The organism is Rubrobacter sp. M3-4, from assembly GCF_059772285.1.
Genome location: NZ_JCBAJP010000006.1, coordinates 21,424 through 45,436 on the forward strand (window position 1 = coordinate 21,424; position 24,013 = coordinate 45,436).

Sequence of the window (24,013 nt, forward strand, 5' to 3'; positions counted from 1 at the left end):
GCTCTCTACAAGCTGTTTCCTTCTCCTCCGGTGAAGCGGTAGCGGAGGTAGAGCTCGCTGCCCTGCAGGTAGACCGAGAGGAGCCGAAGGCGGGCGACCTCATCCTCAGGCAACTCCTCCCCCGCGACGATGGTGGGAACCGAGGATCCCCCTATCACCTTCGGCGCGAGAGTGAGGAAGAGCTCGTCGGCGAGCCCCGCCGCGACGAGCGAGTGGTTGAGGCGCGGGCCGCCTTCGACGGCGAGCCGCCGGACACCGAACTCGCGGCGGAGAAGCCCCACCACCTCCTGAACCTCGGGCTCGGGATCCCCCGCCACGCGGCGGACGGTCGTCCGGCGTGCGATCTCCCTGACCTTCCCCTCAGGGGTCGCCTCCGAGACGATGACGAGGAGGTCGTCTCCGGCCTCCCGAAAAATCCTGCGCTCGAGCGGCAGCTCGCCGCTGCCCGTGACGATCACCTGCAGCGGCTGCTCGCGGAGCCCCGAGGAAACCCTCTTCCGGGCCATCTCCTCCGGCACGCCGAGGTCCACGCCCTCGGCACGCAGCGTCCCGGCCCCGCTCATCACCGCGTCCACCGCCGAGCGGATACGCCGCATGAGCAGATGGTCCAGGTCGGACCCGATCGGGTTGGCCCTCCCTCCCTGGGCGGCCTTGCCGTCGACGGTGCTGACCATCGTGAGGACCAGGTAGGGGTCTCCAGCGGGGAGATCGAGGTCCGCGTAGATGCTCCCGGGGTCCACCTCTCCGCCGGGCGCCGGGTAAAGCCGCAGGGCGGGTTCCCTCACCGATCGTCCCCCGCTCCCACTATAGCCTCGGCCATGCGCGCCACCTGACGCATGAAGCCCACGTCGTGCACCCGTACGATGTCAGCCCCCGCAGCGACCGAGAGCGCGGTCACGGCGGCCGTCCCCGCGAGCCGCTCCTCGACCGGCACCTCGAGCACCTCCCCGATGAAGTCCTTGCGGCTCACGGCGAGGAGCACCGGGTATCCCAGCGCCTTTATCTCCGGCAACCGGCGCAGGAGCTCGAGCGAGTGGTGGGCGCTCTTGTCGAAGTCCAGCCCGGGGTCGACGATGATGTTCTCCCGGGCGATGCCGCCGGCGAGCGCCACCTCGATCCGGCCGCGCAGGAACTCGACGACCTCCCGAACCACGTCGCCGTAGCGCGGCAGCGGCACCTTGACCCGCGGTGGGCTCGCCCGGTGCATGATGACGACCCTCGCCCCGGCCTCCGCCACCACCTCCACCAGGCGCGGATCTGCGAGCCCCGAGGTGTCGTTGATGATGTCCGCCCCGCGCTCGAGCGCCTCGCGCGCGACCTCCGGCGTGAAGGTGTCGATGGAGATGGGAACCGGGCTGATCTCGCGCACCCGCTCGACGAGCGGGACGACCCGTCGCAGCTCCTCCTCGACCGGGAGCGGGGGTCCCGCCGCGGCCTTAACCCCGCCGATGTCCAGGATGTCCGCCCCTTCGTCGATGAGCTGACGTGCCCGCTCGACCCCTTTTTCGAGCCCGTAGTAGCGGCCCCTGTCGTAGAACGAATCCGGGGTGGCGTTGAGGATGCCCATGATCGCCGTGCGACCCGCCTCTCCGTGCACCCTCTCCTCGGGCGCGGGCCCTGCTTTCCCGTCAACCCCGGCTCCCCCCTCCTGGAACCGCCGGCTAATCAAATCCTGCCCCTTCGAGCGGCGGGAGCGCCGAGCGGGAGTAGCGCGCGGCGTAACCGCTGCCGGACATCCAGGACTCGACCGGGCTGGTGCGCAGCTCGAGGTCGTGAGCCTTCACCCCGACACGGATGCGCTCCTCGCGCAGGTCGAAGCGTATGTAGTCACCGTCCTGCAAATGGCCGATCATGCCCTCCTCGGAAGCCTCCGGCGTGGTGAGTGAGAACCAGAGCGGACCGGCCCCCTCGGGCGGCAGCCCGTCGGTGAAGACCGGCACCTCCTCCCCGCTCTCCTCTATAGCCCGCCCCAGCTCGTCCAGCCGCAGGAGCCCGGGCCCTCCGTGCGGTCCGCACCCCTGCACGACCAGGATGTCTCCCTCCTCGAGCTCCCCCTCGCGCACCGCCGCGGCCGCCGCCTCCTCGGAGGTGAAGGTCCTGCACCAGCCGAGCACCTCGTCTCTCTCCCTCGGCACCAGCGCGACGGTCTCGGTCCCCGAACCGCGGGCGGAGACGAACAGTATACGCGGCGAGGTGCGCTCCGGCGGGGTGGGTGGGGGAGGATCGGGCAGGAGCGTCTTCAGGTCGCCCCCAAGGGTGCTCACGTCGTGGATGTCGTCGAGCAGGGCGAGCACTCCTCCGAGGCCGTGCTCGCGAAACCAGCTCGACCTCGTGTCGGCGATGGCGGGTCTCTCCGGGGCGAGCACGCGCGCCATCTGGGAGAAGCCGTAGGAGTCTGTCTCGTTGGCGAACGCGGCGAGGTGCACCAGCATCTCCGGCCCGCCCCCGAGGGCTAGCCCGGCGTGCAGCGCGTTGGAGAGCGAGAAGCTGTCGACGAGCCCGCGCGAGCGCGGAGGCTCCGAGAGCAACGCCCCGACCGGCTCGCCCCCGAAAGTCCAGAACCCGAGCGCGGCGAGCGCCGCCGAGAGCGGGGTCGAGGGGGACGAGGCGAGCACGGCCGGGATGTCCAGGCGCAGCGCAGCGAGCAGAAGACCCGCCAGGTCCTCGTTCCTGTCTGCTTCCAGCAAAAGAGACTCCACCCGGAGAGCCTCGCAGGCGGCCTCGACCCAGTCGGCCACCCACTCGCGCCGGAGCGCGACGCCCCCCCGGGGAGAGAAAGAGGGCAGCGATACGGGGACGGGCTCCCCGCCGGCCTCCGCGACCGCCTCGGAGAGCCCGGAATCCTCCGGACCCGGCACGCCGATGCGCATCTTCGGGCTCAGGATCCGAGCTTCTCCATCAGGATCTCGCGCACCTTCCCACCGTCGGCGTTGCCGCGGGTCTCGCGCATGACCTGTCCGATCAGGAACCCCACGACCTTCCTGTCCCCCTCGCGCACCCTCCGCGCCTCCTCGGGGTTCGAGGAGATGACCCGCTCGACGATCCCGGAGAGCTCGTCGCCGCCGACGGTTCCGAGCCCCTCGCGCTCGACTATCTCCTGTGGTCGCTCGCCGGTCTCGAAGCTCCTTTCGAGCACCTCCTTGGCCGCCGAGCGCGAGAGATCACCGCTCTGGACGAGCCCGATCAGCTCGGCCATGTGCCCGGGGAGGATTTTGCACTCCGAGATCGAAAGTCCCGATTCGTTCAGCAGCGCCCTCAGGTCACCCGAGATCCAGTTGGCCGCCTGCCTCGGGTCGACCTGCGATGCGACCTCCTCGTAGTAGGCGGCGAGCTCCCTCTCGGCGGTGAGCACGCCCGCGGCCTCTTCGGAGAGCCCGTACTGCTCGATGAACCGGGCGCGCATCGCCTCTGGCAGCTCGGGCAGCCGGGCGCGCAGCCCCTCGACCCATTCCTCGCTCAACTGCAGCGGGAGCAGGTCCGGCTCGGGGAAGTAGCGGTAGTCCTCGGCGTACTCCTTGCTGCGGGTCTCGTAGACCTCGTCGTCTTCAGGGTCGTAGTGGATGGTGGTCTGGCGTACCGTCCCGCCGGAGGCGACGATCTCGCGCTGGCGCCGGAGCTCGCGCTCTATCGCCCGCTCCATGAAGCGGAACGAGTTTATGTTCTTCAGCTCGGTGCGCGTACCGAGAGAACCGTCGGGGTTGCGGATCGAGACGTTCGCCTCGCAGCGGAGCTGCCCCTTCTCCATGTCCGCCTCGGAGGCGCCGACGGCCCGCAGGATGTCCCTCAGGCGCAGCGCGGTCTCGCGCGCGGCCTCGGCCGAGGGGATGTCGGGCTCGGTGACGATCTCCATCAGCGGGGTGCCGCTGCGGTTGAAGTCTATGAGCGAGGCTGTGGAGCCGTGCATCCGCCCGCTGGTGCCGACGTGGACGTTCTTGGCGGTGTCCTCCTCGAGGTGCAGCCGGCGGATGCGCACCCGCACGGTGCCCGAGGAGGTCGGCACGTCTATGTGCCCGCCGGTGCAGATCGGCTCCTCGTACTGAGAGATCTGGTACCCTTTGGGAAGGTCCGGGTAGAAGTAGTTCTTGCGGGCGAAGACGGCCCGCGGGGCCACCTCGCACCCCATCGCGAGCCCCGCCATCACCCCGAGTTCGACCGCCCGCTCGTTCGCCACCGGAAGGGCCCCCGGGTGTCCCAGACACACCGGGCAGGTGTGGGTGTTCGGCGGATCTCCGTAGGAGACCCGACAACCGCAGAACATCTTCGTGCGGGTGGCGATGTGGGCGTGGAACTCGAGCCCGATGACCGCCTGGTAAGCCTCTCTCTCCTTTACCTCCAAAGCACCAGAACCTCGAACTTTCCTGCCAGCAACCTCACTTCGGGCCATTCTAGCACCGGTCCTACGGCCTCATCTCGAACCGGAAACCAGACGCCTCCTCGACGGTGCGTGCGGCCCGCAGCAGCGTCGCCTCGGCGAAGTGGTTCCCCATGAGCTGCACCCCGACCGGGAGCCCCTCCGAGAGCCCCCCCGGGACGCTGATGGCGGGGATGCCGGCCAGATTCGCCGGGATCGAGCAGATGTCCTGCGCGTACATCGCGAGCGGGTCCTCCACCTTCTCGCCGAGCCCGAAGGCGACCGTCGGCGAGGTCGGGGAGAGCAGGACGTCGAAGCGGGAGAAGGCCGCCCGGAAGTCCTCGATGATCCTGGTCCTCACCTTCTGCGCCTGGGCGTAGTACGCCTCGTAGTAGCCGGAGGAGAGCGCGTAGGTGCCGAGCATGATGCGCCGCTTGGCCTCGTCCCCGAAGCCCCGCCCGCGGGTCCTGCGGAACATCTCGTGCACACCCTCGGCCTCGACCCGCATCCCGTAGCGCACCCCGTCGAAGCGGGCCAGGTTCGAGGAGACCTCCGCCGGGGCGATGATGTAGTAGGCCGCGAGCGCGTACTCCTGGTGCGGCAGGTGCGCCTCGCCGACCTCGGCCCCCGCCTCCTCGAGGCTCCTCGCCGCCCGCTCGACGACCTCGCGCACCCCGGGCTCTATCCCCTCCCCCATCATCTCGCTGATGATACCGACCCGAAGGCCCTCCACCCCGCGATCGAGCTCCGCCAGGTAGTCGGGAACCTCCGCGCTCGCGCTCGTCGAGTCGCGCGGGTCGTGGCCGGCGATCGCCGAGAGGAGCAGCGCAGCGTCGCGCACGTCGCGGGTCATCGGTCCGATCTGATCCAGCGAGGAGGCGAAGGCGATGAGCCCGTAGCGCGAGACGCGCCCGTAGGTCGGCTTGAGCCCGACGATCCCGCAGAGGGCGGCGGGCTGGCGCACCGAACCCCCGGTGTCGGTCCCCAGGGCCCACCAGCCCTCGCCGGCGGCGACCGCCGCGGCCGAGCCGCCCGAGGACCCCCCCGGGACCCGCGAGAGATCCCACGGGTTGCGGGTCGGGCCGAAGGCCGAGTTCTCGGTCGAGGAGCCCATCGCGAACTCGTCCATGTTCGCCTTGCCAACCACTACCGGCTCCCCCAGGCGTGCGAGCGCCGTCGCTTCGTAGACCGGCTCGAAGTTCTCCAGGATCCGCGAGCCGCAGGTCGTGCGCACCCCGCGGGTGGAGAGCACGTCCTTCACCGCGATCGGAACGCCCTCCCAGGGCGCGAGCTCCTCGCCCCGCGCCCTCCTCTCGTCCACCCGCCCCGCCCGCTCCAGAGCGAGCTCCGGCGTCGGCGTGATCATGGCGTGCACCTCGGGTTCTGCGGCCTCGACGCGCTCGCTGGCGGCCTCGGCCGCCTCCCGGGCCGAGACTTCTCCCGACGCTATCTTCCCGGCCAGCTCGAAGGCCGAGAGCTCGAGCAGCCCCCCCACCTCAGTCTATCCTCGGGACGACGAAGAGGTTGCCCTCGGCCTCCGGCGCGTTGGCGAGCGCCTGCTCCACGGAGAGCTCCTCCTGCGGCTCGTCGGGCCTGAGCACGTTGGTCAGGTTGAGCGGGTTCGCCGTGGGAGGAACCCCCGAGAGGTCGAGCTCTCCGATCTTCTCTATGCTCTGCAGGATCGCACCGAGCTGGCCGCCGATCCTCTCCAGCTCCTCGTCGGTCAGCTCGAGCCGCGCCAGCTCCGCGACGTGGCGCACCTCTTCCTCGGATATCATGCAAAACCTCCGTTGGCTCGTTCTAGAAAGCCGCCAGCAGCTTCGGGGCGACCTGCTTCTTGCGGCTCATCACGCCCGGCAGGTCGATCACGCCGTCCTCGGCCTTCCGGTCGAAGGCCCGCTCGACGATCGAACGCTCCCCGACGCACAGAAGTTCCGTCCCGCCCCGGGTTATGTCGGTGACCATGAGCGCCGAGAGCAGGTAGCCGTTGTCTTCCCGCTTCTTCTCGAGCTCGGCCACGAGTTCGTCCTTGCGCGAGAGCAGCCCCGGACCGACGGTCTCTATCTGGGAGATGCTCATCTTCTCTCCGTTTTTGAGCGTGTACTCCTTGGCGTCGCGCTCGACGATCTGCTTCGCCGAGAGGCCAGAGACGTCCGAAGAAGACTCGAACATCTCCATCCCGAACTTCTCTGCGTCGAGGCCGAGCAGCTCCTCCAGGTACTTCACGACCTCCCTGTCGCGGTCGGTCGTCGTCGGAGAGTTGAGGATGACCGTATCCGAGAGAACCGCGGCGAGGAGCATCATCGCCGTGGGCCTCTCCGGCTCGAGCCCGCTCCTTCTGTAGCGCTCGACGACCAGGGTAGCCGTCGATCCCACCGGGTCGAAGGTCGCCGCGATCGGGGTGTTCGTCTCGATGTCTCCGATGTGGTGGTGGTCGAGGATCTCGACGATCTGCGCGTTCTCGACGCCGGGTACGCTCTGGCCGACCTCGGCGTGGTCCACGAGCAGCACCCTGCGGGGCTCGGGGTTCAAGAGATCGGTGCGGGTGACGATCCCGAGCGGCCTCCTCTCCTCGTCCACCGCGACGGCCGCCCGGTAGTGGACCTCCATCACCTGCTGGGTGATGTCGGAGAGGAGGTCGTCCGGCGAGACCGTGAGCGGGTCGGGGTTCATCACCTCCCAGCAGGGGACGGAGAGCTGGATCATGCGGCTCGTGACGTAGGAGTCGAGCGGGGAGAGGATGACCGTGACCCCCTTCTCCTCGGCGAGCCGGAGAACCTCGTCGTCGGGCCGGCGGCCGTTCGAGACGACCATGACCCCGGCCCCGAGCTCTATAGCCTTCTCCTGCGCCTTCCTGCGGTCGCCGACGACGACGATGTCCCCGGGCTCCATCGAGGCCCCCATGGAATCGACGCTCATCGAGATGACCCACAGTTTGCCCGAGGTCTCCTTGTCCTCCCCGGCGAGCAGTTCTCCTTCCAGGACCTCGACCATCGAGCCGACCGAGACGGGGGTGCCGGCGAAGGTGGAGGCCTCCCGCGACTCCCTTATGTACATCCTCGCAAGGTTACGTTCGGTCACGATCCCGATCAGCGTTCCCTTCTCGTCTACTATCGGGATCTGACTGACGTCGTTTTTCGCCATCGCGAGCCCGACGTTGCGTAAAGGATCGTCTCGGCTGGCGACCACGATGTCGGTCTTCATCACGTCCTTGACCCGGAGCATGATGTGTTTGAGGAGCTTCGGCGGCTCCGCCCCGCTCTTCTCAAGCGCCCAGCGGGTCTGCGCGTTGGGCTCCCCCAGCCTGGCCGCGGCGTAGGTGTTGTCGGGATCCACGAGGTTCTTGTACTCCGCGTAACCTATGGCGGAGGCTATCGTGTCGGTGTCCGGGTTGCGGTGTCCCGTCACGTAGACGTATGCCATCTTGCCCCTCTCCTCCTCATGCCTTGCTCAGCGGTGCGATCTCCGGGACGAAGGTCCGCTCCTCGGTCCCGAACCTGACGACCACCCTGCCCCCTCGGGCCTCGACGACCTCGCCGAGCCCGAACTTCGCGTGCCGGACCTTCTCCCCGGCCCGGTAGCCGGGGGTGACGACTGCCGGCTCGGGCTCGCTCCTCCCGCGGCGGGCCACGAAACCAGGGGTTCCTCCGGCCCTGAACTCTTCCGGGATCTCCGAGATGAAGCGCGAGGGCATCCTGTACTCCCTCTCCCCCCAGCTCGTGCGCGACCTGGCGTAGGAGAGCGTGAGCGTCCGCTTCGCCCGAGTGATCCCGACGTAGCAGAGCCTCCTCTCCTCCTCGAGGTTCTGCTCGTCCATCGAGCGGGCGTGCGGGAAGGTATCCTCCTCCATCCCGACGATGAACACGTGATCGAACTCGAGCCCTTTGGCGTTGTGCAGCGTCATCAGCGTGACGCGTCCTTCAGACCCGACCTCGTCGACCTCCGAGTAAAGCGCCTGCTCCTGCAGAAAGCCCTCCAGGGTGGCCTCCGGCTCTGCAGCCTCGTAGGCGCGCGCGGCACCGACCAGCTCCTCCAGGTTCTCCAGCCGGGACTCGGCCTCGACGGTGCCTTCGGCCTCGAGCTCCCCGCGGTAGCCGGACTCCTCCAGGACGGCCTCCACGATCTGAGAGGGGGAGAGTTCCCGGGCGGCCGTCCGCCAGCCCTCGAAGAGGGCCCGAAGCTCCGTGCAGCTCTTCTGAGCCTTGCCGGAGAGCCCGGCCCGTTCTGCCTCACCGAGGGACTCGTAGAGCGTGATCCCCTCCCGCGCGGCGTGCTCCTGCAACTTCGCCACCGAGGTCTGCCCGATACCCCTCTTGGGGGTGTTTATGATCCTCTCGAGCGAGACCGAGTCGTCCGGGTTGGCGATGACCGCGAGGTAGGCCATCGCATCCTTCACCTCAGCCCGCTCGTAGAAGCGCACCCCGCCCACGATCTGGTAGGGGATCCCCTCGCGCACCAGCACGTCCTCGAGCGCCCGACTCTGGGCGTTGGTGCGGTAGAAGACGGCCACCTCCGATGGGGGGATACCGGAGGCGAGCATCCGGTCCACCTCCGAGGCGACGAAGCGGGCCTCGGCGTGTTCGTCGGGTGCGGCGAAGACCCTTATCCTCTCCCCGGCTTCACCGTCGGTCCACAGCCGCTTGGGCTTGCGCGAGGCGTTGTTGGCGATGACCGCGTTAGCCGCGTCGAGGATCGTCTGCGTCGAGCGGTAGTTCTGCTCGAGCTTTATCACCCGCGCGTCCGGGTAGTCGCGCTCGAAGTCCAGGATGTTGCGGATGTCCGCCCCGCGCCAGGAGTAGACCGACTGGTCGTCGTCCCCCACGACGCACAGGTTGCGGTGCCCGGCGGCGAGGAGGTTCACCAGCCGGTACTGGGCGTGGTTCGTGTCTTGGTACTCGTCGACGCTTATGTACCTGAAGCGGCTCTGGTAGCGCTCCCGGACGTCCGGGAAGAGTTCCATGAGCGCCACCGTCTGCATGATGAGGTCGTCGAAGTCCATCGCGTCGTTCTCGTAGAGCCGGTTCTGATAGAGGTCGTAGACCTCGGCGACGTTCTCGGCGATGTACCCCTCGGCGCTCTTGAGGAAGTCGTCGGGGCTCACGAGCTGGTTCTTGGCCGCGGAGATCTGGGCGGCGAACGCACGCGGGTTGAACCGCTTGGGGTCCTTGCCTAGCTCGACGATGCACCGCTTCACGAGCCTCACGCTGTCCGCCTGGTCGTAGATGGTGAACTCGCGCTTGTACCCGAGCTTCTCGGCGTGGGCCCGCAGGATCCTGGCGCAGAAGGCGTGGAACGTCGAGACCCACATCCTGCGTGATTCCGGCCCGACGAGGAGAGCGACCCTCTCCTTCATCTCCCTGGCGGCCTTGTTGGTGAAGGTTATGGCCAGGATCTCCTCAGGACCGGCCAGCCCGCGCTCGAGTATGTAGGCTATGCGGTGGGTGAGCACCCGGGTCTTCCCGCTCCCGGCCCCGGCCAGGATCAGAAGCGGTCCCTCCGTGTGCGTCGCTGCTTCGCGCTGCGTCGGGTTTAGCGAGTCCAAAAGCACCGCCGTGAAGTATATCAGGATGGATATCCGGCTCCTCGCGGGGGCACGGGCTTAGGGGGCCGCCGGAAGTGGTGCAGCAGGATCTCGGCTCCTTCGGCTTCCAGTGGATGCGTCTCGCGCTCGAACCCCGCCCGCTCCATCTCCTCCAGGAAGTACGCCGAGTTCTTGCGCCCGGGGTCGGAGACGATGGCTTCTCCACCGGACGCGACGAGCCGGGGGACGAGCCCGGCCAAAAGCCGGGCGTTCTCGCGCTCGTAGAGAACGTCGGCTGCGACGACCAGCTCGAAGCGCGGCAGATCCCGCGGGGGCCGCCTCCAGTCGAGCAGCATGGTCCGCGGGGAGCTCCCGGTGTTCCTCAGCGCGTTCTCCCGGGTGAAGGCAAGGGCGGCCTCGTAGTAGTCGGTGGCGAGCACATCCGCCCCGCCCGCGAGCGCGGCGACCGTCGCAAGCCCGACACCGCACCCGAGCTCGACGAGCCTCCTGCCAGCGAGCTGCATCCTGCCGAGGCACCCGGCCAGCGCGATCGCACTCGGCCACAGCTCGGCCCAATAGGGGATCCTCTCGTCCTGGTCGAACTCGGCATCATCGAGCAGTGCCTCCGCCGAGGCAGGACGCAACACACGATACAACCCGCTCCCGGTCTCGACGACGGTCTCCTCTATCCCGGTTCTGCCCCCGAGGTAAGAGAGTAGCTCCTCCAAGCCCGGTGGCCAGCCCTCCTAGACGCCCACGGAGGCCGGCTGGTTGCCGGCCCGGATATCACGCTCCGCCTCAGCGAGCTGCGCGATGGTGTACTTACCGAATACCCCTTCGAGCGCGACGCGCGCCTCGTCCCACACCCGGCTGGTGGCGCACAGCGGGGCGTCCTTTATGTAGCAGGAGCCCCCGGCCGAGCAGCGGGCGGGCCTGACCTCGCCGTCGAGGATCTCCACGATGTCCAGGACGGTTATCTCCTCGGGTGGGACGGCGAAGCAGAAACCGCCATGGGCACCCCGGTGGCTCTCGAGGACGTTCGCGCGCCGGAGTTCCCCGAAGATCTGCTCCAGGAAGCGCTCCGGGATGTGCTGGGCGCGGGCCACTTCGGAGACGCCCTGGGGCCTACCGGGCCCGTTCATGGCAAGCTCGACGAGCGCCCGGACTGCATATTTACTCTTCTTGGTGAGCCTGATGCTGCTCAAGGGACCATCACCTGCTCGAAAAATGTTCTGTTTCGCAAATGATATCAGATGTACGCAGACGACACCGGAGGAGGTGGGAAAATCCGGGGCCGCGCGCCTATTCTGGCGCGCGGCCCCCAAGGGAGCGTCGTGCTCAAGCCCGGCTCGGGGCTCCTTCCTCGCCGCCCGCGCGCGGAGCGGCGGTCTGTTCGACCTCGATATCCACTCCGGTACGGTCCTTCATCATGGAGGTAGCGACGATCGTCACGACCGCCGTGAAGGCTATGTAGGCCGCTATGGCGTAGCCGCTCCCGGTCGCCGCCAAAAGTGCTCCGGCGATGAGAGGAGCCGGACCCCCGGCGATTATCGAGGCGAGCTGATAGCCCAGCGAAGCGCCGCTGTAGCGCAGCCGGGTCGAGAAGCTCTCCGCGATGAAGGCGGCCTGCGGACCGTAGAGCATGTCGTGAGGCTGGATCGAGATCACTATCGCCAACCCCACCAGGGCGGGCACGGCGGTATTGAGCAGCGCGATGTAGATGAACGAGTAGATCAGGATACCGAAAGCCCCGATCATGTACATCCTCTTGCGCCCGATCTTGTCCGAGAGCCAGCCGTAGAGCGGCACCGTGAAACAGGAGACGAGCGCGGCGAACGTGACCGAGTTGGTCAGGAACTGTTCGTCCAGCTTCAGGTGCTGCGTACCGTAGGCGAGCACGAACGAGGTGAAGATGTAGAACGGCGCTTGCTCGGCCATCCGGATCAGGGCTGAGAGGATGACCTCCCGCCAGTTGCTCTTGAGGACCTCCGCAACCGGCATCCGCGCCGTCTGCCTGCTCTCGAGCACCCGGGAGAAGGCGGGCGTCTCGACGATCTTGAGCCGAACGAAGAGCCCGACTCCGATGAGCACGACGGAGAGCAAAAACGGTATGCGCCAGCCCCAGCTCTGGAAATTGTCCCCGGTGAGGGCCAGCGTGATGCTGAAGACGACCGTGGAGAGGAAGAGCCCGACCGGAACGCCCATCTGCGCCCAGCTACCCATCAGACCGCGCCGCCTGCGCGAGCCCCACTCCATCGCGAGCAGGACCGATCCCCCCCACTCGCCTCCCACGCCGATGCCCTGGAAGACCCGCAGGATCGTCAAGATCACCGCACCCCAGACCCCGATCGTTCCGTAGGTGGGCGTGAGCCCGATCAAGAACGTCGCGATCCCCATGACGAGCAGCGTCGCTATGAGCGTCGCCTTGCGCCCGATGCGGTCCCCGAAGTGCCCGAAGATGGCCGCCCCTATCGGACGGGCTATGAACCCGACGAAGAAGGTCGCAAAGGCCGCCAGGGTTCCTACCGTCGGGTTGCGCTCCGGGAAGAAGGCATGCCCGAAGACAAGCGCCGCCGTGGTCCCGTACAGGAAGAAGTCGTACCACTCGATCGTAGTCCCGATGACGCTCGCGAGCGCCGCCCTTCTTACCTGTACCTGGGGTCTTGCGTCGTCCACACTCTGCGCATCCATAACGTCTCCTCCTTTCCCGTCTCTACCTCACCTCTACACCGAAGACCGAAAGCCTAGAGAGAGCTTCTCCGCCTCCACCCCCCTGGACCTGCGTCACCTTTCCTCGGGAACACCACCTTACCCTCGATCCCGGACTCATTCGCGCGACGAACCCCACCCGAGGCGACTTCCACGAGATCCGTGAGAACCAGAGCATGCATCTCTTCGCCGCCCAAGATCTGAAAAACCTCCCCCAAAACGACTCTCGCCCTACGACGGATTAAGCTTCTCCCTCACCACCCCACCGAAAGCTGCCGATTGTCGACAAACCCTGTTGCATTCTTACACTGGAGGCACCCGCGAGTCAATACCTCTTTTCGGTGTGCACCCCATCCCGACCGCGGGGTTCGCGTGAGGAGAGGTGCGCGATGGCACGCTCCATACCCCGGGCATCGTGCTCGCGCAGTATGGCGGAGGCGCGCTCGACGTCGGACGCTTCGATCGCCCCGACGAGCTCGGCGTGATCGCGCAGGGAGGCTGCCACGACCTCGGGATCGAGGAAGGAGAGGCGCAGAAACACGCGCAGCGGCCCCTCTATCTGCCGGTAGAGTCGATCGAGAAGCTCGCTGCCGGAGGCCTGTATGAGGGCCTTGTGGAAGGCGAAGTTTAGGTCGTGATAGCGGCGGGGATCGTCCTGCGCCCCGCGCATCCGCTCGAGGATCCCGGAGAGCACCTCGACCGCACCCCTCCGCCCCGGTTCGGAACCGCAGATCCTCTCCAGCGCAAACTCCTCGAGCGCGAAACGTACCCGGTAGATCTCCCGAACCTCCTCTTCGTCGTGGTCCCGGACGATCGTCCCCTTCCTCGGCACCCGCTCGACGAGCCCCGCCTGCTCGAGCAGGTAGATCGCCTCGCGCACCGGCGCCCTACTCGTCCCAAACCGTTCGGCAAGCATCGTCTCCGGCAGCCGGCTGCCCGGCTCGAGCTCCCCTTCCACGATCCAATCGGAGACCGCATCCGCAACCTGCTCCGGTAGCGAGGCGCCGAAGCCACCCCCCGACCCAAAGATGCCCCTCGACTCGAATCGACCCGTCCTCTTCCTCAATGTAACACCATACTACGCCATCTCTCATCCCCGGCAAAGCCAGAGCCCTTGATGCTGGCAAGCCGACGTGCAATAATTATTATATGTTGTCGACAATCGACACACAAGGAGTCCGTGATGGGAGAAGCGGTGAAGGCACCTGAAGGGACGAGGGACAGGGAGGAAGAGCTGCGGTTGCGAGGTTCTCCGGGGAGGAGGATACGCAGGAGGGGCAAGTCTGGGGCGTTACGTCGGAGCGCTGGCGTCGTGGGGTATGTACCGCGGGGAGCGCGGGCGCTGGTTTCGGTGATCCGTGGAGGCAAGGACCAGCGAGAGGAGAGCGGGAAGGAACGACCGGGCTCGGTCGGGCTGCACATCGGAGGTGGGGTGGCGGCGATCACGCTGCGCCGTCCGGAGAAGCGCAACGCGATAAGCCAGGAGATGTGGGACTCTCTGCTCGAGAAGGTACGGCGGGTATCGACCGACGGTTCGGTGAGGGTGCTCGTGATCCGGGGTGCGGGCGAGGACTTCTCGGCCGGGGCCGACCTCAGGGAGATGGGTTCCGTCGAGCTCTCCGAGGCGGAAAAAATTTTCCACAAAATGGAAGAGTGCGTATCCTCCATCGAGGAGTGTCCCTTCCCGACGATAGCCAGCCTGAAGGGGTACGCGCTCGGCACCGGACTCGAGGTCGCTCTGGCGTGTGACCTGCGGATCGCGCAGGAGGGGGCGAGGCTAGGGATGCCGGTAGCACGCCTCGGGATAACGCTGAGCCGGGCCTTCGTAGAGCGACTCACCTCGCTCATCGGACCCTCGCGGACCAAGGAGCTCGTCTACACCGGGCGGATGCTCGACGCGCGGGAGGCCCTCGAGTGGGGGCTCGTCAACCGGGTGGTGCCGGAAGAGGAGTCCGCGTTGCACGAGGCGTTCGAGCTGGCCCGGACCATCCGTGCGCAGTCTCCGGCCTCGCTCCTGGCGGTCAAGGCCCGTGCAGGGTCGGCGTCCGGCAGGGAGCCCGCCGCTTACGGCTACGTCGACCCGGAGGACTTCCCGGAGGGCGTGAAGGCCTTCCTCGAGAAGAGGGCGCCCCGCTTTGGCTGAGGAGGGCCCGCTCGCCGGGATAAAGGTCGTAGACCTCACCCGGGCGCTCGCCGGGCCCTACGCCACCCTGATGCTCGCCGACGCCGGGGCCGAGGTCATAAAGGTCGAGCGCCCGGGGGTCGGAGACGACACCCGCGGGTGGGGACCACCGTTCGTCGAGGGGGAGTCGACCTACTTCCTCTCGGTCAACCGCAACAAGCGCTCGGTGGAGCTGGACCTCAAGGATCCCGGGGACCTCGAGAGGCTCAAGAAGCTCATCCGGGGCGCGGACGTGCTCGTCGAGAACTTCCGGCCCGGGGTCATGCAGAAGCTCGGGCTCTCGCAGGGAGAGCTCGAGAAGCTCAACCCCCGTCTCGTGGTGCTCTCGATCACCGGCTTCGGGGAGGGAGGTCCTGAGGGGCACCGGCCCGGCTTCGACCAGATCGTGCAGGGAGAGGGCGGGCTCATGAGCTTCACCGGTCCCGTCGGCGGACCACCGACGAAGGTCGGCACGCCCATCGCGGACATCCTCGCCGGGATGTTCGGGGCCTACGGGGTCGTCTCGGCGCTCCTCGAGCGCGAGAGGAGCGGCAGGGGGCAGCGGGTCGAGACCTCGCTTTTGGCGGGCATCATCGCGGTCCACGCCTTCCAGGGGACGCGCTGGCTCATCGCCGGGGAGGTCCCCGGTCCCGAGGGCAACCGCCACCCCACGATAGCCCCCTACGGCACGTACGAGTGCGCGGACGGTCTCATCAACGTCGCCGTGGGCTCAGAAGGGCTGTGGCGACGCTTCGCCCCCCTCGTCGGGCTCGACCCGGAGGACGAGCGCTTCGCCAGGAACGAGGACCGGGTGAGGAGGGTGGAAGAGCTGGAGAAGGAGATGGCCCCCGCCTTCGCCTCGGCGGGCGTCGAGGAGTGGATGGAGAGGCTGGACGAGGCGGGCATCCCGGCCGGGCGCATCAGGACGCTCGACGAGGTCTACGCCTCACCGCAGGTAGAGCACCTGGGTCTGGTAGACACCGTGGAACATCCGAAACTCGGCAAGATAAGGCTCCCCGGCACCCCCGTCTCCTACGGGCGGTCCGGCAGGAGGGCCCCCTCTCCCCCGCCGCTTCTCGGGGAGGACAACGCATTGCTAGACGAGGAGGAGGACTGATGCTCCGGGTGTGGGGCAGGAACAACTCGATCAACGTGCAGAAGGTCCTGTGGTGCTGCGAGGAACTCTCCCTCGAGTACGAGCGGGTGGACGCGGGAGGGCCCTTCGGCCGGACCGACACCCCCGAGTACCGCCGGATCAACCCGACCGGCCTCGTCCCCGCGATCGAGGAGGACGGCTTCACCCTCTGGGAGTCGAACGCGATCGTACGCTACCTCGCCCGTCGCTACGGCTCCGGCATCCTCTGGCCCTGGGACCCGCAGGAGGCCGCCGACGCCGACCGCTGGATGGACTGGCAGCAGACCACCGTGTGGGCACACCTCAGGCCCGTCTTCCTCGGGCTCGTGCGTACCCCCGAAGCTGAGCGGGACGAGGCCCTGATCGAGGAATCCGCCCGGCAGGTCGCAGAGGACTGGCGCCTGCTGGACGAGCATCTCCGGGAGAGGGAGTACGTCTGTGGAGATTCGTTCACGGCGGCGGACATCCCGCTCGGTGTGAGCGCGCACCGGTGGTTCAACCTCCCCATCGAGCGCCCGGAGGTTCCCGGGGTGGAGGAGTGGTACGGGCGGCTGCTCGACCGGGGGGCATTCCGCAAGGTGGTCTCGGACGTCCCGATCACCTGAAGCGAAAGACAAAGAAGAAGCGAGACACTACCATGTAGGCAGGACATGGTAGTGGACGTCTTCATGCAGGTTCTGCTCCCCATCCTGGTGGTGGTGGGAGCCGGGTACGTCCTGCGCAAGCTGGTGCGCCTGGAGCTCCAGTCGGTCAACCGCGTCAGCATCTACCTCCTCAGCCCGGCGCTCATCTTCTCCTCGCTGGCGAAGATGCGCACCGGTTCCTCGCAGGCGTTCAAGATCGTGACCTTCATGGTGCTTCTGGTGGCCGTGCTCGGCGCGGCGAGCTGGCTCGGCGGGAGGCTCACGGGCCAGGAGAGGAACACGACCGCAGCGCTCATGCTCTGCACGATGTTCATGAACACGGGCAATTACGGTCTGCCGCTCGCCCGGTTCGCCTTCGGGGAGCGCGGCTTCGAGCAGGCCGTGGTCTTCTTCGTCGCCCAGTCGGTGCTGGCGCAGACGCTCGCGGTGTACATCGCGGGGTCCGGAGGAGGAGGCTGGCGCGAGGGGTTCAGGAGGCTGATCCGGATACCCCAGATCTACGCGGTCTCCGGAGGGCTCGCGCTCAGGGAGGTGGGGGTGCCCACCGCCGGGGCGGGGGCCGACCTCATGCGCGGGGTGAACCTGCTCGCAGAAGCCACGATACCGCTTTTGCTCGTCATCCTCGGGATGCAGCTCGCCGAGACACGGGCCATCACGGGCGGGGCACAGGTCGCCCTCGCGACGTTCATGCGGCTCGTGCTCTCCGTGCCGCTCGCCCTGCTGCTGGCACATCTGCTGGCCATGCCCCCCCTCACCACACGTCTCGCGGTCATACTCGCGAGCATGCCGACCGCGGTGAACATGACGATCATCTCGATAGAGTTCGGGGTACGTCCCAAGCTCGTGAGCAGCGCCGTCGTAGTCTCGACGGTCGCGAGCTTCGTGACGCTGACCGCCCTGCTCGCCTTCCTCGGCGTCGGCTAGCCGTCGTTGCGGTGGAGGTAGCGGTCCATGGCGTCCTCTATCCGCTCTCCGGTGGCGAGGAAGATGGCCTCCGTCCCGATATCCACACCGTGGTCGGCGATGCGCTCCAGATAGTGGGTCATCAGCGCGGCCCGCATCCGCCACTCGGGGGTGCCGGAGGGACCCGAGGAAGGGTTGGCGATGAGCCCCAGTGCCTCCGAGTAGAGGAGGTCGACCCGGTCGTCGATAGCCTGCAGGCCACGGGCACGTTCGATGTCCTGCTCCCGGAAGACAGAGATACCATCCCTGAACAGATCTCGTGCGAGCCCCGCCATCTCGATCAGGGTGGCGTCCAGCTCATCGTCGCGCTCGTGCCCCTCGGTCTCCACGAGCGCCGCGCAGATGTGCTCGCAGAGGGTTCCGGAACGCACCACGTGGTTGGTCACCCCCTGCAGGGTGTGCAGGAACCGCAGGTCGCGGGCCACCGGGGCCTGGCGTGCCTGCAACATCATGCATTCGACGTCTATCTCGGCACCCCGGCTCTTGAAGCGGGCGTCGGACCCGACCACCCGGCGCGCCAGATCCGCGTCGCGCTCCCTCATCGAGGAGGTCATCAGCTCCAGCGCCTCGCTGACGCCGTCGCCGAGCTCCATGACCTCCTCGAACATCCGGTTCAGCTCTCGCTGGAAGACCTCTCTGGGCATGGCGTTATCCGAATCTCCCGGTTACGTAGTCCTCGGTCTCCTGCCGCTCGGGGTTGGAGAAGATCTTCTCGGTCTCACCGAACTCCCAGAGCTGCCCCGGAGCCCCCATCCTCTCGATGAAGAAGAAGCCCGTGTAGTCCGAGGCGCGTGCGGCCTGCTGCATGTTGTGGGTTACGATCACCACCGTGTAGTCCTTCTTGAGCTGCTGCATCGCGTCCTCTATCTTCTGGGTGGAGACCGGGTCCAGGGCGCTCGCCGGCTCGTCCATGAGGATGACCTCCGGCTCAACGGCGAGCGCGCGGGCGATGCACAGCCTCTGCTGCTGGCCACCCGAGAGCGAGGTGCCGCTGTCCTTGAGCTTGTCCTTCACCTCGTCCCACAGGGCCGCCTGCCGCAGCGTACGCTCCACGACCTCGTCCAGATCGGCCTTCTTGCGCCGGCCGCCGAGCTTGAGGCCGGCGATCACGTTCTCGTAGATGGACATCGTGGGGAAGGGGTTGGGCTTCTGGAAGACCATCCCCACCCTGCGCCGGACGCGCACGGGGTCGACCCCTTCGGCGTAGATGTCCTCCCCATCCAGGAGGACCCGTCCCTCGACCCGGGCCCCCGGCACTATCTCGTGCATCCTGTTGAGGCCGCGCAGGAAGGTGCTCTTGCCGCACCCGGAGGGGCCGATGAGGGCCGTGATGCGGTGGCGCGCCACCTTCATGTTCACGTTCGCGAGCGCCTGGAAAGGTCCGTAGTACATCGAGAGGTCGTGCACCTCCATCACGGGCGCAATCTCAGAGCCTCTCATCACGTCCCCGCCATCGGGACGCCCGGCAGTCCTGGGCTCGCTCCCGAAAACTCTTCTGCTCTCCAACCGTTCTGCCTCCCGTCTCTCTCCTTGCTGACCATGAGCAAAGGGTACCCTCTATCTTCCCCCGCCGGGGCTTCTGAAAGCGAGCCGCGCGAGCAGGTTGGCCACCAGCACCATCAGCACCAGCAGGAGAGCCGCACCCCAACCTACCTGTATCACCCCCTGGTAGGCCGAGCGGGCGGCGTTGTAGACCTGCAGCGGCAGCTCCGGCATCGGCCCCTTGAAGGGGTTGAGGTTGAAGTAATCGCTGCCGAAGGCGGTGAACAGCAGCGGCGCCGTCTCCCCGGCGACCCTGGCCACCGAGAGCAAGACCCCGGTGACGATACCGTTCAAAGCCGAAGGCACTACCACCCGCACTATGGTCTTCCAGCGCGGAATACCGAGCCCCAGGGAGGCCTCCCGGATCGAGTCCGGCACCAGCCTCACCACCCCCTCGGTCGAGCGGGCGATCACGGGGATCATCAGGATGGCCAGCGAGAGGGCCCCGGCGAACCCGCTGTAGCCGCCGGTGTTGAGCACGACCAGACCGTAGATGAAGATCCCCGCGACTATCGAGGGGATACCGGTCATCGTGTCGGCGACGAACCGGATCAGGCTCCCCAGACGCCCCGTGCCGTACTCGGAGAGGTAGATCCCGGCCATTACCCCGATGGGTATTCCGATGATGCTCGCGAGAGCGACGGTGATCAGGGTACCTACGATGCCGTTCGCGACCCCCCCGCCACTGCCGAAGAGCGTTGGGAGCCCGGTGAAGAACTCTTTGTTCCAGGCCGCGGCCCCCTTGAAGGCCACGTAGAAGAGGACCGCCGCGAGCGGCACGAGCGCGACGACGACGCTCGCGGCGGCGAGCGCGGTCATGATCCGGTCGGTCCTGTGCCGCCGCCGGTCGCGGGGATCGGAAGAAGAGAGTACGCTCAAACCCTCACACCTCCCCTCGGGTCACGGAAGAAGACCCATACGAGAAGCCTGGCACCGACGTTTATGAGGAACGTGATCGCGAACAGGATGAGCCCTATCTCGAGGAGCGCCGAGAGGAACAGGCCGTGCGCTTCGCCGAAGTCGTTGGCGATCACGCTCGCCATGGTTGCCCCCTGCTGGAAGAGCGAGGTGAAGAGCTGGGTGTTGTTGCCGATGATGAGCGTGACCGCCATCGTCTCCCCCGCGGCCCGGCCCATCCCCAGGATCAGGGCACCGAGCACCCCGTTCTTGGCATACGGCAGGACCGCCCGGCTGAACATCTCCCAGCGGGTCGCCCCCAGAGCGAGCATGCCCTCGCGCTGGGAATCCGGTACGGCTTCTATCACGTCGCGCGAGATCGCCGCCACCGTCGGGAGGATCATTATCGCCAGCACTATCGAGGCCGTGAACACGCTGGCGTTCACGTAGGGGCCGGCGAAGATGGGCAGCCAACCCAGAGCGGATTTTATGGCGGGCACCACGTGCTCCCCGAGCCACGGGGCGAGCGCGAAGATGCCCCAGAACCCGTAGACTATCGATGGGATGGCCGCCAGAAGCTCGACCAGGAACCCCACGACGCGGTTCACCCTCCTCGGCGCTATCTCGACGAGAAAGGCGGCTATGCCGATCCCGACGAGCCCGGAGAGGATTATCGCGATGACCGCGGTCACCACGGTCCCGTAGATGACCGTGAGCGCGCCGATCTCTCCCTTGTTGATGTTGAAGTCGGTGCTCCACAGGAAGCCCAGCCCGAACTTCTCCCGCGAGAGGGAGGTGTTGATCCACAGCTCGAAGATTATCCCGAAGGTGATCGCGAGTATCGAGAGCCCGAACAGTAGCGCGAGGACGCGGAAGAGAAGATCTCCCGCGTTCTCCCTCTTGAACCGTCTACCCATGTAACCCATCATGTGACGTCTCCCCAGAAGACGCGAGAAACGGGGAGCCGACGATCGGCTCCCCATCCTCCCGGAGGATACGCTCTCATCCGGTGTAGCACTTCTTCCCGCCGGCCTCCATGCTCTTTATCTTCTGCTCGTCTATCTTCTGGACCTTGGGCGGGATCTGGACGTACTGCAGGCTCGGGGCGAGCTTCTGACCCTGGTGGGTGACGTACCAGGCGGTCTCGGCGATCGCCTTGCACTTGGCGAGGTTCTGCTCCTGCTGCCTGACGAGCATCCAGGTGAGCCCGACTATCGGGTAGGCGTTCTTGCCCTGAGGGTTGGTCCCGGAGATGATCACCCGCAGGTCGGACGGGATCTTCGCCCCCGCGATCGCCGCCTTCGCGCTATCGAGGCTGGGCTTGACGAAATTGCCGGAGGCGTTCTTGACCGAGGCGTAGGTGATCTTGTTGGTGAGGGCGTAGGCGAGCTCGACGTATCCTATGGCCCCCTGGGTGCGGGTGATCTGCCCGGCGACACCGTCGTTGCCCTTTGCTCCCACCCCAGTCGGCCAGTTCGGGGTGGTGCTGGCTCCCACCTTGCTCTTCCACTCCGGGCTCACCGACGAGAGGTAGGTGGTGAAGATGGCCGAGGTCCCCGAGGAATCAGAACGGTGCACGACGACTATGTTCTCGTTCGGGAGGTTGACGCCGGGGTTGAGCTTCTTTATCGCCGGGTCGTTCCACTTCTTGATCTTGCCGAGGAAGATGTTCGCTATCGTCGGTCCGTCGAGCTTGAGCCCTCCCTTCACCCCCTTGACGTTGTACGCCAGGGTGACGCCGCCGCCGACGACGGCGATGTGCTGCGGGTTGCCACCGGCCTGCTTCATCTCCTGGTCGGTCATCGGGGCGTCGGAGTCAGCGAAGTCGACGGTCTTGTTGATGAGGGCCTGTATCCCTGCCCCGGAACCGACGAGCTGATAGTTGACCTGTATCCCTTTGTCCTGCGCGAGCTGCTTGAAGGCCTTGCTGAAGTAGGGCCCGACGAAGGTCGATCCGGCCCCGCTCAGGCTCGTCGCAGCCTGCACGTTACCGCTGCCGGAGGCTTTCCCGGACCCTCCACCGGAAGCACCGGCTTTCCCGGATCCACCACCGGAGCTGCCGCTGCTGCTCCCGACGGTGTTGCCGCACCCGGCGACCGCCAGGGATAGGGCGACTCCCACCGCCACCGCAGTAGTCCACCCGCTGCGTCTCAAAACCCGGATCCTCCCTTCGTGCATCGGCCCGCCCGGGGCCCTCGAACTTTTCCGGTCCATGCGGGCCAAATGATATGGGAGCAGCCGGCAGGATTGGTTTCACGACCGTAAAACGCCCGTTAAAGCCTTGTTAAAGGCCTGATGGCTCAAGCTTTGGGCTTTAAGCCCCCTGCTCCTCCAGCGCAAGCATCTCGACCGCTCGAACGAAGTCCTCCTTGCCGTCAATGTACCCGGCCCGGTCGTGGCGGAACCGGCGGGCGAAGGTGACGGCGGTAGAGCCGATGTGCACCACCTCCAGGGCGCGAGGGCCGAGCGCGCCCAGTATCCGCTGCCGCTCCTCCTCGAACATCCGCGGCCAGCGCGGGTCGTAGGGGACGACCTCCACCGGGTCTGTACCGAGTGGGGTATTCCCGCTCACTCCCACTCTATCGTGCCGGGCGGCTTGCTGGTTATGTCGAGCGCCACCCGGTTCACCCCGGCCACTTCGTTTATGATGCGGTTCGAGATGCGCTCCAGGAGGTCGTAGGGCAGACGGGCCCAGTCGGCGGTCATCGCATCGTCGGAGGTGACGGCCCGGATCACGATCGGGTAGGCGTAGGTGCGGGCATCGCCCATCACCCCGACCGACTGCACCGCCGGCAGAACAGCGAAGCTTTGCCAGAGTTTGCGGTAGTAGCCGGCCGCGCGGATCTCATCCTGCAAAACGGCGTCGGCCCGGCGCAGGATCTCGAGCCTCTCGGCGGTGACCTCGCCTATTATCCGGATCGCGAGCCCCGGTCCCGGGAAGGGCTGGCGCCACACCAGCCGCTCGGGCATCCCGAGCTCCTCGGCGATCACCCGGACCTCGTCCTTGAAGAGGTTGCGCAAAGGCTCGACGAGCTTGAGGTCCATCACCTCCGGCAGCCCCCCTACGTTGTGGTGGCTCTTTATCCGGGCGGCGTCGCGGGTCCCGCTCTCGATCACGTCCGAGTAGAGCGTCCCCTGCACCAGAAACCGGGCGTCCTCTATCCTCCGGGCCTCCTCCTCGAAGGTGCGGATGAACTCCTCGCCGACGATCTTGCGCTTCTTCTCCGGGTCGGTGACGCCGGCGAGCCTGTCCAGAAAGCGCCGGGTGGCGTCCACGTGGATCAGAGGTATCTCGTAGTTCTCCGTGAACGCCTCCACGACCTGTTCGGCCTCGTTCTCGCGCAACAGCCCGTGGTCGACGAAGACGCAGGTCAGGTTGTCGCCGATGGCCCGGTAGACGAGCATCGCCGCGGTCGCCGAGTCGACCCCGCCGGAGAGGGCGGCTATGACCCTCGCGTCACCGACCTGCTCCCTTATCCTCTCCGTGGCCTCGGTGATGATGTTGACCGGTGTCCACTCGGCCCGGCACTCGCACGCCTCGAAGAGGAAGTTCTTGAGGATCTCCATCCCGTACTCGGTGTGCCGCACCTCGGGGTGGAACTGCACCCCGTAACGCCCCTTCGAGGTCTCCTCGAAGGCGACCACGGGCGTGGAGGAGGTCCCGGCCGTGACCTCGAAGCCCTCCGGAGCGCTCAAGACCGCGTCCCCGTGGCTCATCCAGACCCGCTGTCTCTCCGGGGTGTCGGCGAAGAGGACCCGGTGATCTCTCACTTCGATCTCAGAGGGACCGTACTCCCGGATCTGGACGGCCCCCACCTTCCCGCCCATCTCGAGCGCCATGAGCTGCATCCCGTAGCAGATCCCGAGTATCGGGACACCGAGCTCGAAGAGCGCCGGGTCCACCCGCGGGGCCCCCTCTTCGTAGACGCTGCTCGGCCCCCCGGAGAGGATTATGCCCTCCGGATCCTTGCGCTTTATCTCCTCGATCGAGGTGTCGTAGGGGACGAGCTCGGAGAAGACCCGGCACTCGCGCACCCGGCGCGCGATGAGCTGGGCGTACTGACCACCGAAGTCGAGGACGAGGATCAAG

The 24,013-nt window shown here is 67.0% G+C and carries 23 protein-coding genes; 4 read left to right on the forward strand and 19 right to left on the reverse strand.

All coding sequences use genetic code 11. The features are described 5' to 3' along the window. Nucleotides 1-5: 5 nt before the first annotated feature. The 12 genes from AC6EKW_RS08270 to AC6EKW_RS08325 form a co-directional block, all read right to left on the reverse strand. Nucleotides 6-785: a RibD family protein gene (locus tag AC6EKW_RS08270; RefSeq protein ID WP_498514140.1), complete on the reverse strand. Its 780-nt coding sequence runs from the start codon at nucleotides 783-785 to the stop codon at nucleotides 6-8. Continuing rightward, a complete protein-coding gene (gene folP / locus AC6EKW_RS08275) occupies nucleotides 782-1,597 on the reverse strand; it encodes a dihydropteroate synthase (RefSeq protein WP_498514141.1) in 816 nt (271 codons plus the stop codon). The genes AC6EKW_RS08270 and folP overlap by 4 nt, the downstream gene beginning before the upstream one ends. 64 nt (nucleotides 1,598-1,661) lie before the next feature. Then, the gene (locus AC6EKW_RS08280; RefSeq protein WP_498514142.1) at nucleotides 1,662-2,870 is read right to left on the reverse strand and encodes a hypothetical protein; all 1,209 of its coding nucleotides are present in this window, start codon (nucleotides 2,868-2,870) and stop codon (nucleotides 1,662-1,664) included. Nucleotides 2,871-2,878: 8 nt separating this feature from the next. Beyond that, nucleotides 2,879-4,336, reverse strand: coding sequence for an Asp-tRNA(Asn)/Glu-tRNA(Gln) amidotransferase subunit GatB (gene gatB, locus AC6EKW_RS08285; protein WP_273888645.1), 1,458 nt, complete (start codon nucleotides 4,334-4,336; stop codon nucleotides 2,879-2,881). 61 nt (nucleotides 4,337-4,397) lie between these two features. Further along, the gene (gene gatA, locus AC6EKW_RS08290; protein ID WP_420542076.1) at nucleotides 4,398-5,837 is read right to left on the reverse strand and encodes an Asp-tRNA(Asn)/Glu-tRNA(Gln) amidotransferase subunit GatA; all 1,440 of its coding nucleotides are present in this window, start codon (nucleotides 5,835-5,837) and stop codon (nucleotides 4,398-4,400) included. A gap of 10 nt (nucleotides 5,838-5,847) precedes the next feature. After that, the gene (gene gatC / locus AC6EKW_RS08295; protein WP_273888643.1) at nucleotides 5,848-6,129 is read right to left on the reverse strand and encodes an Asp-tRNA(Asn)/Glu-tRNA(Gln) amidotransferase subunit GatC; all 282 of its coding nucleotides are present in this window, start codon (nucleotides 6,127-6,129) and stop codon (nucleotides 5,848-5,850) included. Nucleotides 6,130-6,151: 22 nt separating this feature from the next. Continuing rightward, nucleotides 6,152-7,774 (reverse strand): putative manganese-dependent inorganic diphosphatase, encoded by a 1,623-nt coding sequence (locus AC6EKW_RS08300; protein ID WP_273888642.1) that lies wholly within the window; start codon nucleotides 7,772-7,774, stop codon nucleotides 6,152-6,154. Between the two features lie 16 nt (nucleotides 7,775-7,790). Then, the gene (gene pcrA / locus AC6EKW_RS08305; protein WP_420542074.1) at nucleotides 7,791-9,899 is read right to left on the reverse strand and encodes a DNA helicase PcrA; all 2,109 of its coding nucleotides are present in this window, start codon (nucleotides 9,897-9,899) and stop codon (nucleotides 7,791-7,793) included. A 14-nt stretch (nucleotides 9,900-9,913) separates the two neighbouring features. Next, the gene (locus AC6EKW_RS08310; protein WP_273888639.1) at nucleotides 9,914-10,600 is read right to left on the reverse strand and encodes a class I SAM-dependent methyltransferase; all 687 of its coding nucleotides are present in this window, start codon (nucleotides 10,598-10,600) and stop codon (nucleotides 9,914-9,916) included. Nucleotides 10,601-10,618: 18 nt separating this feature from the next. Beyond that, entirely contained in the window at nucleotides 10,619-11,077 is a 459-nt protein-coding gene (locus AC6EKW_RS08315) for an RrF2 family transcriptional regulator (RefSeq protein ID WP_273888638.1), read from the reverse strand. A 133-nt stretch (nucleotides 11,078-11,210) separates the two neighbouring features. Further along, nucleotides 11,211-12,563, reverse strand: a complete 1,353-nt coding sequence (locus AC6EKW_RS08320) for an MFS transporter (protein WP_273888637.1) — start codon at nucleotides 12,561-12,563, stop codon at nucleotides 11,211-11,213. A gap of 343 nt (nucleotides 12,564-12,906) precedes the next feature. Then, nucleotides 12,907-13,647, reverse strand: coding sequence for a GntR family transcriptional regulator (locus AC6EKW_RS08325; RefSeq protein ID WP_273888636.1), 741 nt, complete (start codon nucleotides 13,645-13,647; stop codon nucleotides 12,907-12,909). A 129-nt stretch (nucleotides 13,648-13,776) separates the two neighbouring features. On the opposite strand from AC6EKW_RS08325, the gene AC6EKW_RS08330 reads away from it, so the two are divergent. Genes AC6EKW_RS08330 through AC6EKW_RS08345 form a run of 4 tightly spaced genes read left to right on the forward strand, consistent with a single transcriptional unit; the run spans nucleotide 13,777 to nucleotide 17,445 of the window. Further along, a complete protein-coding gene (locus AC6EKW_RS08330; RefSeq protein ID WP_273888635.1) occupies nucleotides 13,777-14,724 on the forward strand; it encodes an enoyl-CoA hydratase/isomerase family protein in 948 nt (315 codons plus the stop codon). Beyond that, nucleotides 14,717-15,859, forward strand: a complete 1,143-nt coding sequence (locus tag AC6EKW_RS08335; RefSeq protein WP_498514143.1) for a CaiB/BaiF CoA transferase family protein — start codon at nucleotides 14,717-14,719, stop codon at nucleotides 15,857-15,859. Before AC6EKW_RS08330 ends, AC6EKW_RS08335 begins: the two co-directional genes overlap by 8 nt. Continuing rightward, nucleotides 15,859-16,482: a glutathione S-transferase family protein gene (locus AC6EKW_RS08340; protein ID WP_273888632.1), complete on the forward strand. Its 624-nt coding sequence runs from the start codon at nucleotides 15,859-15,861 to the stop codon at nucleotides 16,480-16,482. The genes AC6EKW_RS08335 and AC6EKW_RS08340 overlap by 1 nt, the downstream gene beginning before the upstream one ends. A gap of 45 nt (nucleotides 16,483-16,527) precedes the next feature. Continuing rightward, entirely contained in the window at nucleotides 16,528-17,445 is a 918-nt protein-coding gene (locus AC6EKW_RS08345; protein ID WP_498514144.1) for an AEC family transporter, read from the forward strand. Here AC6EKW_RS08345 and AC6EKW_RS08350 read toward each other — a convergent pair. The 7 genes from AC6EKW_RS08350 to guaA all read right to left on the reverse strand — a co-directional run bounded on the left by AC6EKW_RS08350 (nucleotide 17,442) and on the right by guaA (nucleotide 24,012). Continuing rightward, the gene (locus AC6EKW_RS08350) at nucleotides 17,442-18,128 is read right to left on the reverse strand and encodes a phosphate signaling complex PhoU family protein (protein WP_273888630.1); all 687 of its coding nucleotides are present in this window, start codon (nucleotides 18,126-18,128) and stop codon (nucleotides 17,442-17,444) included. The two genes, AC6EKW_RS08345 and AC6EKW_RS08350, sit on opposite strands and share 4 nt — an antisense overlap. A 4-nt stretch (nucleotides 18,129-18,132) precedes the next feature. After that, nucleotides 18,133-18,924 (reverse strand): phosphate ABC transporter ATP-binding protein PstB, encoded by a 792-nt coding sequence (pstB, locus tag AC6EKW_RS08355; protein WP_420542075.1) that lies wholly within the window; start codon nucleotides 18,922-18,924, stop codon nucleotides 18,133-18,135. A 117-nt stretch (nucleotides 18,925-19,041) separates the two neighbouring features. Then, nucleotides 19,042-19,905, reverse strand: coding sequence for a phosphate ABC transporter permease PstA (pstA, locus tag AC6EKW_RS08360; protein ID WP_273888629.1), 864 nt, complete (start codon nucleotides 19,903-19,905; stop codon nucleotides 19,042-19,044). Further along, complete coding sequence (gene pstC / locus AC6EKW_RS08365; RefSeq protein ID WP_498514145.1) at nucleotides 19,902-20,840, reverse strand: phosphate ABC transporter permease subunit PstC; 939 nt, start codon at nucleotides 20,838-20,840, stop codon at nucleotides 19,902-19,904. Before pstC ends, pstA begins: the two co-directional genes overlap by 4 nt. Before the next feature lie 85 nt (nucleotides 20,841-20,925). Then, on the reverse strand, nucleotides 20,926-22,077 hold the full coding sequence (gene pstS / locus AC6EKW_RS08370; RefSeq protein WP_498514146.1) for a phosphate ABC transporter substrate-binding protein PstS: 1,152 nt from the start codon (nucleotides 22,075-22,077) through the stop codon (nucleotides 20,926-20,928). A 160-nt stretch (nucleotides 22,078-22,237) separates the two neighbouring features. Then, nucleotides 22,238-22,495, reverse strand: a complete 258-nt coding sequence (locus AC6EKW_RS08375; RefSeq protein ID WP_498514147.1) for a GrpB family protein — start codon at nucleotides 22,493-22,495, stop codon at nucleotides 22,238-22,240. Continuing rightward, entirely contained in the window at nucleotides 22,492-24,012 is a 1,521-nt protein-coding gene (gene guaA / locus AC6EKW_RS08380; protein WP_498514148.1) for a glutamine-hydrolyzing GMP synthase, read from the reverse strand. The genes AC6EKW_RS08375 and guaA overlap by 4 nt, the downstream gene beginning before the upstream one ends. Nucleotide 24,013 lies beyond the last annotated feature (1 nt).

Excerpts from the sequence above, each read along its gene's own strand:
- AC6EKW_RS08280 (WP_498514142.1), bottom strand. The coding sequence starts at position 2,870 with ATGCGCATCGGCGTGCCGGGTCCGGAGGATTCCGGGCTCTCCGAGGCG.
- gatC (WP_273888643.1), bottom strand. The coding sequence starts at position 6,129 with ATGATATCCGAGGAAGAGGTGCGCCACGTCGCGGAGCTGGCGCGGCTC.
- AC6EKW_RS08300 (WP_273888642.1), bottom strand. The coding sequence starts at position 7,774 with ATGGCATACGTCTACGTGACGGGACACCGCAACCCGGACACCGACACG.
- AC6EKW_RS08320 (WP_273888637.1), bottom strand. The coding sequence starts at position 12,563 with ATGGATGCGCAGAGTGTGGACGACGCAAGACCCCAGGTACAGGTAAGA.
- AC6EKW_RS08340 (WP_273888632.1), top strand. The coding sequence starts at position 15,859 with ATGCTCCGGGTGTGGGGCAGGAACAACTCGATCAACGTGCAGAAGGTC.
- AC6EKW_RS08345 (WP_498514144.1), top strand. The coding sequence starts at position 16,528 with ATGGTAGTGGACGTCTTCATGCAGGTTCTGCTCCCCATCCTGGTGGTG.
- AC6EKW_RS08350 (WP_273888630.1), bottom strand. The coding sequence starts at position 18,128 with ATGCCCAGAGAGGTCTTCCAGCGAGAGCTGAACCGGATGTTCGAGGAG.
- pstB (WP_420542075.1), bottom strand. The coding sequence starts at position 18,924 with ATGAGAGGCTCTGAGATTGCGCCCGTGATGGAGGTGCACGACCTCTCG.
- pstC (WP_498514145.1), bottom strand. The coding sequence starts at position 20,840 with ATGGGTAGACGGTTCAAGAGGGAGAACGCGGGAGATCTTCTCTTCCGC.